The organism is uncultured Proteiniphilum sp. (genome assembly GCF_937873925.1).
GTDB lineage: Bacteria > Bacteroidota > Bacteroidia > Bacteroidales > Dysgonomonadaceae > Proteiniphilum.
In genome coordinates this window covers 1-14,541 of sequence record NZ_CALNAT010000192.1, presented here as the reverse complement: position 1 = coordinate 14,541, position 14,541 = coordinate 1, and the positions used below count along the sequence as shown (strand labels likewise).

Sequence of the window (14,541 nt, the reverse complement as noted above, 5' to 3'; positions counted from 1 at the left end):
AGTACAACGGTTTTCGAGACCGCCCCGATCGACCACTCCGGCATCTTTCCTGATCGGATGCAAAATTACGCTATTTTCGCATACAATAGTACATAATCTTTCAATAAATTTAGACTATTGCCGGCCTTGGCATAGTTCAAGCAAACTTGACTCTGCTCATTTAGCTTAACGAAAAACGTTCAATCTATTTCTTTAACGCCTGTAACGCCTTATTTGTTGCAGTAAGCAACGGCTCAATGGAAATAGGCGAACCCACAGAGTTTTTCATCCAGAGCTGGGGAATAATACTTCCCTGCGTATACATGCGATCCATCTCGTCGGCAAGGTTCTTACCACGCACCTGCTGCTCAATCTGGAAAGCGATAAGATGCCCCATCGGATAATTGGGAAGATAGAGCGGATAATCAATCATATGCGAATAGATACCGAGCAATGTCTCATCCTCTCCTCCCAATATACCGGCATAATAGCTGTTCCACACCTCTTTGGCTGCGTTGATCACTGCCTCCTTCAGTTGTTCCGGCGTGACATCGGGATGGGCATAGAGCCATTCCCACACCTGTATATCGACGAGCGAAACGCCCATGATTTCGTAACACGACCAGAAATTATCCAACGCCAGATAATATTCATCTTCGGGGTTCGGGTTTTTCAGTCCCAGCAACTCCAGATCCCTCTTCTGGAAGAGGAAGGCCACCGCTTCGGTAAAGGCGGTATTGGGAACACCGTTTAACATGTAGTAATCCACATCGTTCATAGTGATGGTCTGTTCCACATTATGTCCGAACTCATGTACGGCGATATTGTAGCCCTTGTAATCCATACCTTCCGCCCCGATACGGGTACGCAAACGCGCCACATCGTTACGCATGGCAGCACCCCAGGCATGGCCGGCGCCCCGTGAAGCATCCACCGTAACAAGCGAAGCGATCTCTTTTGCCTTATCGGATTTCCAACCCAGCTTCACCAAAATATTGGGAAGATCTTCTTCAAGTGCTTTTGCGTTAGGATACTTTCGGGAAGTGATGGTTGTCAGTTCCTCTTCAGGAATGCCTCCACCCGATTTGAAACCGTTGTACCAGATATCGAACGGTTCCAGTTTCCGGCCCAACCGTAACTCGATAAACGATGCCACCTCTCTCACCTGCGGCGAAGAGAGCAATCCCCTGAACAACTCCTCTACATCTTTCTGCGGCACTTCCATCGTACCGTCGAACGCGCGGATAAGCTGGGTGGGATAATGGGGAGAATAGGGATCGAGCTGACGCATCGCCCGGAAATTCTTCAGAAACACCTCGTACCTCCGGATATCTTCAGATGTGGAAACGACTGTTCCTCCATTATTGTCAAACAGCTCATTCGTTGCCGGAGTCCATAAATAACTGTCGTTATTGATCACCTGCAGAGGAATAGACTGGTCGATAATACGCTGCATCACACGATAGATCATCCGTTGTTTTTCCAACCCTTTTTCGCTGTCGGCATAGTTCGATTTCAGTTCGTCACGCAATCCCCAGTGAGAGATCAGTTTCATATTACCGGGGAACAACTGTTCTCCGCTCTCATTCCGCAGATTTCCCATATAGATATTATAGTCGGAGATATAAGCATCAGCCTCGGTAATCGTCCTGGAGATATCCTGCTGAATAGCTGCCGGAACACGTGATATAAACCGATCACCCATGCGTGCATAGGCCCATTCTTTGCGTGACCACCCTCCGCCCAGTTCAGTTTTTTCTTCTAAAGTATAGAAAGGGAAGTTCAACGCCGTAAGAAAAGCGATCTTATTATCGTACAGATCGTCCGTCAGATGAGCCGAAGCATCGTAACCGCCAAACATCATGTCCACCGGCGTGATCTCGGGTCCCTCCAGTTGCAGGGGAGCTTTCAGCATCACATCCATCTTGTGATAGTAACCGTTCATCACTTCAAAGTTGCGCTCCAGGGTATTGAACAGCCGGGAAAGTTCTGTCGTATCGCTGATAAATGAATTACTACAGAAGTCGGCAAAATCGTCTGCTGTGCCGTCCTGTTCGCGCCACAGGCCGGCTATCTGCCGTATCCCCCGCTCAATGCGAAATGCGTGAGATTTTCCGAGAGAATCTTTGAGTTGCTTGATCACCGCTTCGACCCGGGCATCCGGAATATAATCAGCTGTCTGCATCATATCTTTGTTGTTTTGACCGGAACTGTTACATGCTGCTAATCCCATAAGAAAGACAGAAAGGATAAAGGATAAGTATTTCTTCATGACGCTGTTTTTAGTTTAAAAACATAAAGACTCTTCATATTGCACATAATTCACAAAGATATAAAAATCAATTAAAAACACCTTCTACTTAACCGATGTTCCGGAATTTTTTTATAGTTTTACGCCACCACATACATTGGAGTGGATTTGTTTTGTCCGCCAATACCGGGACAGATGGTATGGAATAGTAATTATCAAAGCGGTATTGAAAACTTAAAAAACGGAAGTGATTGCCGTTTGTGATAGAGAAAGTCAAATCCTCTAAACTAGTGCAAATGAGATTAACAAATACCCTGCTTCTGTTAATAGTAGCTATCGCCCTTTTCGGACAGGAGTCCGGTATCGTCGCGGAAAATGTGGAGATCCAACAAGCCGGTACCGGCTATGCGTTTACCGAAGGCCCGGCCGTTTCGCCTGACGGGAGGATTTTCTTTACCGATCAGCCCAACGACCGGATCTATCTTTGGAATGAAACCCAAGGAATTGAACTGTGGTCGGAAGATACAGGAAGATCCAACGGTATGTATTTTAATGCCGCCGGTCAATTGGTTGCTTGTGCCGATCTGCATAATCAGATTGTCTTTTTTGACCGCGATAAAAACAGGCATGTTCTTTTTGAAAACTATGAGGATAAACATCTGAACGGCCCTAACGACCTGTGGATCGCTCCCAACGGGGATATTTACTTTACCGACCCCTACTATCACCGGGATTACTGGGAGGAGGGACATGCCGAAGTCCAGGAGGTACGGGGTGTCTACCATCTTTCACGCGACGGAGTGATATCGCAGGTGATCGATGATTACAAACAACCCAACGGGATCATAGGGACGGCAGACGGCAAGACGCTGTATGTTGCCGACATAGGGGATCGGAAAATATGGAAATATGAGATCCGGCCTGATGGAACACTCACCGGAAAAACCTTCTTCGCACCCGAAGGTTCCGACGGAATGACCATCGATGACCGGGGAAACATCTATCTCACCATGGGTAAAGTATGGGTCTATTCGCCGGATGGGAAACTGATACAAGAGATCGAAGTGCCCGAAAGCCCGTCGAATGTCTGTTTCGGCGGGAAAGATCGGGATATCCTGTTCATCACGGCCCGCAGTTCGGTTTATACCCTAAAAATGAATGTGAAGGGTGTAAAGTAGATTACCCTCTCGAAACAAATATTTTAACTGCCTGGCAATTTGAGTATCAACAGAAAATTTACAACACGACTATTATATCAAACTAAAAAATAAAAACAACATGAACGAAATCAACAAGTACGTAGAAACACACAAGCAGCGTTTTCTGGATGAACTTTTCGAGCTGATCCGTATCCCTTCCATCTCATCGCTACCGGCGCATAAACCCGATATGTACCGCGCTGCCGAAAAATGGAAAGAGATCCTGCTGGCGGCCGGCGCCGACAAGGCCGAAGTGATGGAGACCGATGGGAATCCGGTGACCTACGGCGAGAAGATCGTCGATAAGAAGGCGCCGACCGTATTGGTGTACGGGCATATGGATGTGATGCCGGTCGACCCGGTCACCCTCTGGAAAACCGATCCCTTTGAACCGGTAATGAAAGAGGGTAAAATATGGGCACGCGGCGCAGACGATGATAAAGGACAGTCGTTCATGCACGCCAAGGCGTTCGAGTATCTGGTGCAATCCGGCAAACTGGAATGCAATGTAAAATTCCTTATCGAAGGGGAAGAAGAGGTGGGATCGCCTCACCTTCCGAAGTTCTGCAAAAAACACAAGAAAATGCTGCAAGCCGATGTGATCCTTGTCTCGGACACCTCGATGATCGCCCGCGATGTATCCTCGATCACTACCGGACTGCGCGGACTGGCCTACTGGCAGGTTGAAGTGACGGGACCAGCTGCCGATCTCCATTCGGGACTGTTCGGCGGAGCGGTAGCCAATCCCATCAACGTACTCTCAAAAATGATTGCGCAGACCATGGATGATGAGGGACATATTCTTATTCCTGGCTTTTATGACGACGTGACGGAGGTATCCAAGAAAGAGCGTGCCATGATGGCCAAAGCGCCTTTCTCCCTTCAGGAATACAAGAAGTCTGTCGGCGTGAAAGAATTGTTCGGGGAAAAAGGGTACACCACCAATGAACGTACCGGTATTCGTCCCACCTTCGATGTATGCGGTATCTGGGGAGGCTATACCGGCGAGGGGGCTAAAACAGTACTGCCCTCCAAAGCGTATGCCAAGATCAGCACCCGTCTGGTACCCAACCAGGATCACAAGAAAATAGAGAAACTGTTTGTGAAATATTTCGAGTCTATCGCCCCGAAATCAGTGAAAGTAAAGGTGGAATACCTGCATGGCGGTCCCTCTTACGTCTGTCCTATCGACCTACCTGCCTACAAAGCGGCAGAGAAAGCATTGAAGGATGTGTACGGGAAAGACCCCGTACCGGTGCGCTCCGGCGGCAGCATCCCCATCATCGCCACTTTTGAGGAAATATTGGGGGTAAAATCAGTGCTGATGGGTTTTGGATTGGGATCGGATGCTATCCACTCACCCAACGAGAATTTCCCGTTGGAGCAGTTTTACAATGGTATTCGAACCATTCCCTTGTTTTATAAATATTTTTCCGAAGAAAGGAGAGAATAAGTATGAAAACTTACACCACATTAACAGAAGCCATCAACGACCTGGCAAAAAGAGGCTATACTGCCAATTTTAATATAAAGAATGATTGTATAGAGAGTATTGAAGACAGGTTACGCCTCCATCCGGATGAATTTGAAATTGACGAAGTGTATCGCTTCCAGGAAATGTCGGATCTGGATAACGAGAGCATCCTGTATGCCATTTCTTCTCCGCGAAACGGGGTGAAAGGGCTACTCGTGAATGCTTACGGCATCTATTCCGAGACAGCGACCACCGAGCTGGTTGAAAAACTTTCAGAACGCGAGTAAAGCGTGTTCATTCTTTCGCAGAAGGGCGCAGGGGAGTCTACCCGTTCGGCGGGCTTCACTTCGTCTGCGCGTAGTTAGTCAACACACTATAACATATGCAGTGTAGCGGGTGTCTGCCGTGACGGGCGTCAATGGCAGGTAACCGGAAGAGATTTTTTTGTCCTTCACTGTCAATGGGTTTTCCCGTTGCATTTTTTCATGGAACGACAAAGCGCTTTCCGGTTTTTTAAAATAATCCACTACGAACCTCCCTTCTGTGCCGGGATGCATGTATCGCTCGTAAAAGATACGCGCCACCATCCCCATGTTCATCCGCATATTGATCTCTACGCAGGGCTGGATGCGATATCCTTCGGGCGTCTCACATATCATCATATCTACTCCCGCATAGCCGCTGTAAAGCGGGAAACGACGGGATAGTTTTTCCGTCAGTGAATTTCTGAGCCGGTGTAGCAATTCGATCGGGGCATATTTACAAAGCTTTTCTTCAATCCGGAAATCACTGAGCAATTCATTGCCCGTATATGCCCCCGATGCGGCAGCGCTGAACATGGAATAACCGGCGAAACGAATCTGCCCCTCGTGCAGATAAAACTCCATTGCAAAATCCTGCACCTTGTTCAACACCGGCTCCGCCACTACCCCGCCCTGCTCTCTGATGACCCGCCGGCACCAGTCGCGTTGCTTATCGGTGATCTCTCCCAATATCCATATTAATCCTTTGCCGCTACCCGAAAGGGGCATTTTCAGTACCTTATTCCCGGGCATGGACTGCAAATAGGCATACAATTCTTCTGTATTTGTAAAAAAACGGGACTCCCCACAAAATTCTTCCTCTTCGGTTTGCAGTTCTTGCAATATCTCTACGGCATGTTGCCGGTTCGAATAGCCCTTCAGGCGTACCAATTCCTCCGGCGAGGGTAATGCTTCTTCCTTCGCACCATATGATATAAGTTTTCGTCTTACTGCAGGATTCCATCCCCAGGGAACAATTTTCAGGTGAGGGTACAACGCGATATCGGAAAACGGGATAAGTGATGCTTCCATCGGTAAGACCTTTTTGACTGCCTCCAGAAACGACCGGTTCAATTCTCCTCCGGCAATTACTTTAGTATCCTTTGCTGTTTCTTTCTTCCCTACTGTTATCACTGCAACCTCACCGGCAATCATTGTATTCTCTTCGCCCAATACATCGCAACCGTTCATCATTGCATTCTCTCCGACCCTTCCATTCTGACCGGCTGTTTGGGTAGCAACCGCTGCACCTCCCTCAGCGACCGATATCTCTCTCCCGACAATCCCTTCATCCTCGCCGGCGTACCAAATCGGCAAAACAGCCAGTTCCTCCGCCATCCGGGTCGCAGATGCCGGCGGTGTATAATTAGGGGTAAAATTAGCCAGTGCGAGATCGTTGTCGGGATTAAAAAGATACATCTACCGATACTCCTTTGATTTGTTCAGTCCTACTGAATGAATTTTTGTGGGTTAAGGAAATATTTACCGGTATTCCTTTATCTCGATGTCGCCATTAATAGCAAGCAGCGCGTTCTCCGCCAAAGCGCCCATTTCATCCTGTCCGGGGTAGAGATGGACAGGTGCGATACGATAGACCCGCTCGATAATAAGATTACAGAACCATTTGCTGTTGGCAATTCCGCCAGTGATCAGGATTGCGTCGACTTCCCCTTTCAGTACGGTGGACATAGCTCCTATCTCTTTCGCCACCTGATAGGCCATCGCCTCCAATACTTCCCTGCATTTCTCATCGCCATCTTTTGCCTCCCGCTCAGCCAGATAGGCGTCATTCGTTCCCAGGTATGCCATCATACCGCCTTTACCGATGATCATTGAGTACATCTCTTCATAGCTGTACTGGCCGCTGAAAGCAGCTTTCAGGAGCGCTCCCACGGGCAGCGTCCCCGAACGTTCCGGTGAAAAGGGACCGTCCCCATCCAATCCCTGGTTTACATCTATAACTTTTCCCTTCTGATGCGCCCCTATGGTGATGCCACCTCCCAGGTGGACAACAATAAGATTCATGTCTTCATATCTTTTCATGATCGACTTGGCATGCGAACGGGCAATCGCTTTCTGATTCAGCGCATGAAAAATGGATCTCCTCTCAAAATCAGGATGTCCCGAGTATCTAGCCAGCGGATGGAGTTCGTCCACCACCACGGGATCGGCGATAAAAGCCTCGGCAGACGGGAGCATCTTCGCGATATCGGCGGCAATCAGCCCGCCGAGGTTGCTGGCATGTTCTCCCCGCTTGCATTCTAACAGGTCTTTCCTCATCTCTTCGTTCACCCTGTAAACGCCTGATCCGATCGGCTTTACAAGTCCTCCGCGGCCAATCACCGCATCGATTGTCTCGAACGGTATATCGGCATTTTTCAATTCTTCATAAATAATCTCTTTGCGATATTCGTATTGATCGGTGATCCGACGGAACTTGCTCAATACATCGAAAGGATGTTTGATCGTCTTCAGAAAAATTACCTTCTCCTGTTGAAAGATAGCGATCTTTGTGGAAGTCGAGCCAGGGTTAATAACTAAAATACGTGTATTTGCTCCCATTTGAATATTTTATTTTATCGATTTTCTAAACTCATCTGCTAACTTATCAATGTAGCTAAAGCGATGGAAAGTAATTTGCTCCGTTCATCGTCGGATCGTGATGTCAGCACGACCGGCACCGAGGCGCCCATCACCACGGCAGCCGAGGCGGCTCCTCCGAGGAAGTTGAGCGCCTTGTAGAACATATTCCCCGCTTCGATGTCGGGCGCAAGGATCACATCGCAATCGCCGGCCACCTCTCCCCCGACACCTTTATGCCGGGCTGCTGCTGCATTCACCGCAATATCCACAGCAAAAGGGCCATCGACAATACACCCTTTCAACAAACCTTTATCGTTCATCTCTTTCAACAGGGCGGCGTGTACCGTTGCTTCCATTTTGGGATTTACGGTTTCCACTGCAGCAGCCACGGCCACTTTGGGATTTTCAATGCCAATTCCGTGACATGCTTTTACCGCATTGTAAATGATCTGCACCTTTGCATCCAGATCGGGAGCGATATTCATCGCCACATCGGTCACACAAAATATTTTATGGTAATAAGGCGATTCAAAGAAAGCCACATGGCTCAGCAACTGATCGGCACGTAGACCCAACTCCTTGTCCAACACAACTTTCAGGAGATCGCCGGTACTCACGAAACCTTTCATGATGGTATCCGCTTCTCCGCTTTTTACTTTCGCAACGGCTATCCGGGCGGAAACAGCTCCGCCTTCCCGGTTGTCGATAAGTTCGATACCGCCCAGAGCAAAACCGATCGATCGCGCTATCCGCTCGATCTTCTCTTTATCCCCCACCAGCAAGGGAATGATAATTCCCTCCTTCATGGCATCCTGCAAAGCTTTCAAAACATGTTCGTCTTCGGCTGCGGCAACGGCCATTTTCCGTACCGGCCGGCTTTTCGCTTTCCGGAGCAGTTCAGTCAAATCACGAATCATAGCAACTATTATTTTGCATTGTTTTACTTGCAAATAAACAAAAAATCCGGCAATACTCAGCTATAATTCAAGGGATTTTTGACAAAAAGTAAATATCTTTATAAGATTGATCTTTCTTTAAAAAAGAAAAAGATACGAAAATAAATAATTCAATCGACCTATGCCCTCTAAAAACCTCCCTAAAATTCATCATCAAAAGACATGGCGATTAATCTGTGTCGTAGGATCAACTGCATTTTATAATTTCTTACATCAAACTCACGTATTTATAAAATTAAATACATAACTTTGTCTTTATTTGATTGTCAATGTAATAAATAAATACCATAAGATAGAAATGAAGGAAAACAATAGGCATATTGCGATTGATAGCTATTGGAAAGAATTTTTAGCAACCAAAAACGGATATGATGCTTTTTCTTTTATCTACAATTCTTATGTGAATGATCTTTTATCTTATGGGGTAAGTTTGGGATTCGATGAAGATACATGTCGGGATGCAGTGCATGATGTATTTTGTAAGATCCTTATCGATAAAAATAAATTCCTGAAAGTAAATAACCTAACTGCCTATTTATTCAGGTCAATAAGAAATTATTTATTCAATATTCAAAAAAGGAATTGTAATTTATCTGATTCCACTTTTGAAAATATACCTTTTTCGACTGAAATAACGACATTGGAATCTCTCATTAACCAGGAAGATACTGAAAAACTAAAACAGACTGTTGAAAATCTGTTGAATGAACTTACACCTCGACAGAGAGAAGCCATTTATTTAAGGTATATGCAAGAAATGGATTATGAAGAGATTGCCTTACTCATGGAAATAAATTATAATTCTGCAAGAAGGCTCGTTCATCGTAGTATTGAGCATTTAAGAGCTATGAATAAAGATCCGGAAAAACCATTATTTATTATTTTAGTGGCTCTTATATATTATCACTATCTATAATTTTTCTCTCCTTAAATGTTAATTTAAAAAATTTCTTTTGTTTTTTGACTACAAAAGAAAAGTTTATTTGTCTTTAATTATGTAATTATAAAAGTTAATTACCAATGAAAGAAGACAACAAAGGTAAATATAACCCTTATTTTCTGGAAAATAAAGAATTTATCCAATGGAGACTTACACGGACACGTGAATTGGAACGTTATTGGATTTCTTTTATGCAGGGACACCCGAATCTCAAAGGAGAGTTTGAGGAAGCTATTGAGACATTCAATAGAATAGTAATTAATAAAAAAAATTTCACAGATACGGATATACTATATGAAAGAATTATAAGAAGTGTTTTAAAGAAAAACGAAAAGAAAAAACGGATCATTTATTACGTTTCAAGCGTTGCCGCTATCGCATTATTGCTACTTATAACCACTTTCTACTTCATGTGGAATGAGGATGATTCGAAAGCAAGAATAACTGCAGAGATTATCGGTAAAACCCTCCCCGAGCAAGAGGTAAAGCTGATAGCAGGAGGTAAAGAATTAAAGCTTACCCAAAATGTGACGGTTCAACTTAAAGACGGACAAATCTTATATACCGATAGTACCGATACCGAAAAGAGGATTGACGTAAATAACATCCAAACGAATAAACTCATTGTTCCTGATGGAAAGCGCTCTTTTCTTATCCTTGCCGATGGAAGTAAAGTCTGGATAAATTCGGGAACGGAGTTGGAATTCCCCACAAAGTTTTCAGGAAAAACGCGGGATATAAAGGTTGTCGGGGAGATTTATCTGGATGTTACCGAATCGGGCAAACAACCTTTTATCGTCCATACCCCCAATATGGAAATTCAGGTCTTCGGAACCCGTTTCAATGTGTCGGCATATAATTCCGAGCAAACATCAGCGGTCGTTCTGGTAAACGGAAAGGTACAAGTGAAAACCACAGATAATACATCAATTATGATGAATCCTAACGAAATGGTTGAACTTCGTGAGGGAAATATGAATAAAAAAAATGTAGATGTATCCCTATATACAAGCTGGGTAGACGGAGTATTTATATTTAACCGGACTCCTGCTCCGGAATTATTCAAGAAAGTAGGTCGTTACTACAATGTCTCTTTCGAGCATATTGAAAGCGATAAAAGAATTACCGGAAAACTTTATCTGTCTGACAATTTGAATGATGTCCTGTCCTCTATCTCACTTTTGACCGGAAAAAAATATATTGTTGAAGACAATATCATTAAAGTAATAAAATAATAATAAAATTTTTGCCTATGGAAAGATAATAAGACCAAAAACAAAGTCGGGAGATGCGTCAACATCTCCCGACCGGGAGAAGATTAATTCACAAGATAAACCAATTATTTCGTAAACTAAAATTCAATACAAATGTATGAAACAAAAAAATAACAGTAAAACTATTATATCGAAAAGATATGATAGAATTTTAAAAATCATGAAAATCTCCGCGTTATTCTTTTTTCTGTGTACTTTTTGTGTATTGGGGAAGAATGTTTATTCGCAAAACAATGAAATCTCTCTGAATCTGAAAAATATCACGATCAAAGATGCAATCTCCGAGATAGAGAAAGAGACGGGTTATGTCTTCATATTTAATGAAGACGTTGAAGTTAAACTGAAGGATCGTGTAACCATTGACGCTCAAAATAAAACGATAGAAGTTGTTTTGGCCCAACTGTTAAAAGATACAGACTTGGATTATAGCATAATAGCAAAACAAATCACCATTTACCTCAAAAACAGGCGGGAAAACGTATATGTTGCCACAGGTAAGATTCCTTTAAAAATTGAGCCTCAACAGCAAGATAAAACAGTAAAAGGAAAAGTGACAGATAGGCTTGGAGAGCCTCTCCCGGGGATAACAATCGTAGTGAAAGGCACATCGATGGGAACCACCAGTGATATTGACGGGGGGTTCGTATTATCCAATATTCCGAATGACGCTGTTTTAGTATTTTCTTTTGTGGGAATGAGGACACAGGAAATTCCGGTTGCCGGGAACCGGACAATGAATGTCGTTTTGGAAGAAGAAATTTTGAGTTTGGACGAAATTATCGTTATCGGCTATGGTACTGCCCGACGGCAGGATTATACCGGTTCGGTCAGTTCTGTAAAATTAGAAGGTTCTCCGGTGTCTTTGCTCCCGAATCTGAACGCATTGGAATCTTTAAAAGGGAATGTGTCGGGGTTGAACATTGGTGCTACCAATACGGCAGGCGGTCAGCCCAGCATGTTGATCCGCGGTCAGAATTCAATCAGTGGATCCAATAATCCGTTAATAGTATTGGATGGTGTGATATGGATGGGGAGCTTGAGCGATATTAACCCGAATGATATTGCCAATTATGATATTCTAAAAGATGCTGTTTCTGCTGCCGCTTATGGGTCCCGTTCTGCAAATGGCGTAATTGCTATTACTACGAAAAAAGGAAAAATAGGTAAGCCAGTTATTACGGCGAATGTTTCTACTGCTTTTCAAACTTGGCAAAACAGGCCTGAAGTAATGAAAGGAGAAGAATGGATTAATTCGGTGAATACTCGTAATAAATATACTCCTGGTACAGAAAGTTGGGCAAAATCTTCGGATGAGTTAGCAAATTATAAAGCAGGCCACGAAACGAATTGGTTAGATGAAATTACCCGGATCGGTGTAATTCAGAATTCCCAAATTGCAGTATCGGGTGCTACCCAGAATTTTAATTACTATGTATCTGCTACCTACAATGATAATAAAGGTATCGTTTTAGGGGATGATTTTAATCGTATTTCCATATTGGGAAAGCTGAACACTACGATTACAAGTTGGTTAAAGATCGGAATAGACGCCAGTTACTCTAAAAGAGACTATTCTGGTGTAACTGCCAATATTCGCGAAGCAGAGGCCATGTCTCCTTATGGAGTTTTATATCGGGATGAGCAAGGAAACCTTGAAAAATATCCATATTCAGAATCAGCCATCAATCCTTTATGGGGAGTTGATGATGGAACCCGCGACAATAAAGATATTCGGAATAATTTACGACTGAATGCTTATACTATAATAGATATACCATGGATTAAGGGATTGAATTTCAAAATGAATTACTTAGCATACCTTGATAAAAATCAAACCGGGAGTTTCTATTATGAAAATTATTACGTAAAAGAAGGTGTCGGATTATCACGGTATGCACCTGCCACGGTAGTAGGTTTCTTGTCCCAAGCAAATGGGAATATTAACCATAACAACCTTTCTAGTTATGTGTTCGATAATATTTTAAATTATAAAAATACGTTCAGAAAACACAGTATTGAGGCAACTTTGGTAGCTACAAGGGATCATAGTCATTACGAAGAAGTTAATTCAACCGGAACGGATTTCGCAGCCAACGGCAATACCACATTGGGTATGTGGGGGCTTCATAAAGCAACTGTCCAAAAGGTGGTTATGGATGGCAATGAACGAGCAAATATTGGCTATCTGGGACGCATAAGTTATTCTTATAATGAGAAGTATTTCGTGAGTGCCTCTTACCGCCGAGATGGCGCATCAATTTTTGGAGCTAATAAAAAATGGGGCAATTTTGCAGCTTTTGGTACTGCTTGGAAAATTTCCAATGAAGGTTTTTTGAAAAATTTCAACTCTTTAAATAGTTTGAAACTCAAATTATCGTGGGGGCAGAACGGGAATCAGGGAGTGAGTCCCTATGCTACTTTATCAACCATAACCAATGGCGCTTCTGCTCAGTTCGATTATGAATTTTCTGATGCACCCGGCAAACGGCAGTACGGTTTATTTCAGAATGCACTCGGTAATTCAGACCTCGGATGGGAAAAAACTAACCAATGGAATACTGGCTTTGAATCGGCATGGCTGAATAATCGATTGTTTGTTGATGCCGATATTTATTTCTCGAAGACTACGGACCAAATTTTTACCCGTCAAATACCGGTGATGACAGGTTTTACATCCATCAAAACTTCTATGGGACAAGTGAATAATTCGGGAATAGAGTTAACAGTTAAATCTGTTAATATTCAGAAAAAAGATTGGCATTGGAATACCGCTGTCACTTTTTGGAAAAATAATAATCAATTGGTTAAACTATATGGACAAGATTCCGATGGTGACGGAAAAGAAGATGATGACATAGCAAATAGCCTTTTTATCGGGAAGTCGCTGGGTGCGATTTATGGTTATGAATGGATCGGAATCGTTCAGGAAGACGATACCGGATACATGGCACTAACAGGAACAGTTCCAGGCGACCCAAAATATAAAGATTTAGATGGTGTTGATGGAATTACGGCCAATGACCGTAAAATACTAGGGTATGATAAAGTTAATTTTAGACTTAATATGAGTAATACTCTAAGTTATAAAAATGTCGAATTATATGCGATGCTCGTTGGCGCTTTTGGCGGTAACGGCTATTATCTGAAAAGTAACCAATGGGCATATATGATGGCAGGTACCGGACGTAACAGGGATAACATGATACCTAAACCTTCTTGGACCCCGGAAAATAAAAGTAATGTTTATCCGTCTGCCACTTTTTCCGGCGATAACCGTTTCTTGGGTTTACAGTCGCGTGGCTTTGTCAGGTTACAAGATGTGTCGCTATCATATCAAGTTAATCCACAGTGGATTAGAAAAGCAGGGATAAGTTCGCTGAAAATTTTTATGAGTGCCCAGAATTTATTTACCATTACAGATTGGGTGGGAGGTGATCCTGAAATTGGCAATCCGGTACTGGAAAACACGACACCGGTTCCCTCTACTTATTCTTTGGGCATAAATATAAGTTTATGAAAAACAACTAAAAATTATCATTAGTGGGCACTTAAATAAAAAAATAGTTCTTTGAAATCTTTTGTA

Annotated in this window: 10 protein-coding genes; 6 read left to right on the top strand and 4 right to left on the bottom strand. The window is 43.5% G+C overall.

The window, feature by feature from the left end:
* Positions 1 to 184 precede the first annotated feature (184 nt).
* The gene (locus Q0502_RS13220) at positions 185 to 2,251 is read right to left on the bottom strand and encodes a hypothetical protein (RefSeq protein ID WP_298651460.1); all 2,067 of its coding nucleotides are present in this window, start codon (positions 2,249 to 2,251) and stop codon (positions 185 to 187) included.
* Positions 2,252 to 2,526: 275 nt separating this feature from the next.
* Here Q0502_RS13220 and Q0502_RS13215 point away from each other — a divergent pair, with 275 nt between their 5' ends.
* The 3 genes from Q0502_RS13215 to Q0502_RS13205 all read left to right on the top strand — a co-directional run bounded on the left by Q0502_RS13215 (position 2,527) and on the right by Q0502_RS13205 (position 5,190).
* Entirely contained in the window at positions 2,527 to 3,408 is an 882-nt protein-coding gene (locus Q0502_RS13215) for an SMP-30/gluconolactonase/LRE family protein (RefSeq protein WP_298651458.1), read from the top strand.
* A 100-nt stretch (positions 3,409 to 3,508) separates the two neighbouring features.
* The gene (locus tag Q0502_RS13210; protein ID WP_298651455.1) at positions 3,509 to 4,882 is read left to right on the top strand and encodes a dipeptidase; all 1,374 of its coding nucleotides are present in this window, start codon (positions 3,509 to 3,511) and stop codon (positions 4,880 to 4,882) included.
* 2 nt (positions 4,883 to 4,884) lie between these two features.
* Complete coding sequence (locus tag Q0502_RS13205) at positions 4,885 to 5,190, top strand: phosphoribosylpyrophosphate synthetase (protein ID WP_298651452.1); 306 nt, start codon at positions 4,885 to 4,887, stop codon at positions 5,188 to 5,190.
* 78 nt (positions 5,191 to 5,268) lie between these two features.
* Here Q0502_RS13205 and Q0502_RS13200 read toward each other — a convergent pair whose 3' ends face one another.
* From Q0502_RS13200 to Q0502_RS13190, 3 genes are all read right to left on the bottom strand, one after another.
* The gene (locus tag Q0502_RS13200; protein ID WP_298651449.1) at positions 5,269 to 6,624 is read right to left on the bottom strand and encodes a hypothetical protein; all 1,356 of its coding nucleotides are present in this window, start codon (positions 6,622 to 6,624) and stop codon (positions 5,269 to 5,271) included.
* Between the two features lie 63 nt (positions 6,625 to 6,687).
* Positions 6,688 to 7,767 carry a butyrate kinase gene (gene buk / locus Q0502_RS13195; protein WP_298651447.1) on the bottom strand — a complete coding sequence of 360 codons (1,080 nt, stop codon included), beginning with the start codon at positions 7,765 to 7,767 and terminating at the stop codon, positions 6,688 to 6,690.
* A 38-nt stretch (positions 7,768 to 7,805) separates the two neighbouring features.
* A complete protein-coding gene (locus Q0502_RS13190; protein ID WP_298651445.1) occupies positions 7,806 to 8,738 on the bottom strand; it encodes a bifunctional enoyl-CoA hydratase/phosphate acetyltransferase in 933 nt (310 codons plus the stop codon).
* A 304-nt stretch (positions 8,739 to 9,042) separates the two neighbouring features.
* Here Q0502_RS13190 and Q0502_RS13185 point away from each other — a divergent pair, with 304 nt between their 5' ends.
* From Q0502_RS13185 to Q0502_RS13175, 3 genes are all read left to right on the top strand, one after another.
* Positions 9,043 to 9,660, top strand: coding sequence for a sigma-70 family RNA polymerase sigma factor (locus tag Q0502_RS13185; protein ID WP_298651443.1), 618 nt, complete (start codon positions 9,043 to 9,045; stop codon positions 9,658 to 9,660).
* A 104-nt stretch (positions 9,661 to 9,764) separates the two neighbouring features.
* Positions 9,765 to 10,919, top strand: coding sequence for a FecR family protein (locus Q0502_RS13180; RefSeq protein ID WP_298651441.1), 1,155 nt, complete (start codon positions 9,765 to 9,767; stop codon positions 10,917 to 10,919).
* Between the two features lie 136 nt (positions 10,920 to 11,055).
* Positions 11,056 to 14,475, top strand: a complete 3,420-nt coding sequence (locus Q0502_RS13175; protein ID WP_298651439.1) for a TonB-dependent receptor — start codon at positions 11,056 to 11,058, stop codon at positions 14,473 to 14,475.
* Positions 14,476 to 14,541 lie beyond the last annotated feature (66 nt).

Bases quoted from the DNA above. Each gene is read 5' to 3' on its own strand.
- Q0502_RS13220 (WP_298651460.1), bottom strand. From the start codon at position 2,251: ATGAAGAAATACTTATCCTTTATCCTTTCTGTCTTTCTTATGGGATTA.
- Q0502_RS13215 (WP_298651458.1), top strand. From the start codon at position 2,527: ATGAGATTAACAAATACCCTGCTTCTGTTAATAGTAGCTATCGCCCTT.
- Q0502_RS13210 (WP_298651455.1), top strand. From the start codon at position 3,509: ATGAACGAAATCAACAAGTACGTAGAAACACACAAGCAGCGTTTTCTG.
- Q0502_RS13205 (WP_298651452.1), top strand. From the start codon at position 4,885: ATGAAAACTTACACCACATTAACAGAAGCCATCAACGACCTGGCAAAA.
- Q0502_RS13200 (WP_298651449.1), bottom strand. From the start codon at position 6,624: ATGTATCTTTTTAATCCCGACAACGATCTCGCACTGGCTAATTTTACC.
- buk (WP_298651447.1), bottom strand. From the start codon at position 7,767: ATGGGAGCAAATACACGTATTTTAGTTATTAACCCTGGCTCGACTTCC.
- Q0502_RS13185 (WP_298651443.1), top strand. From the start codon at position 9,043: ATGAAGGAAAACAATAGGCATATTGCGATTGATAGCTATTGGAAAGAA.
- Q0502_RS13180 (WP_298651441.1), top strand. From the start codon at position 9,765: ATGAAAGAAGACAACAAAGGTAAATATAACCCTTATTTTCTGGAAAAT.
- Q0502_RS13175 (WP_298651439.1), top strand. From the start codon at position 11,056: ATGAAACAAAAAAATAACAGTAAAACTATTATATCGAAAAGATATGAT.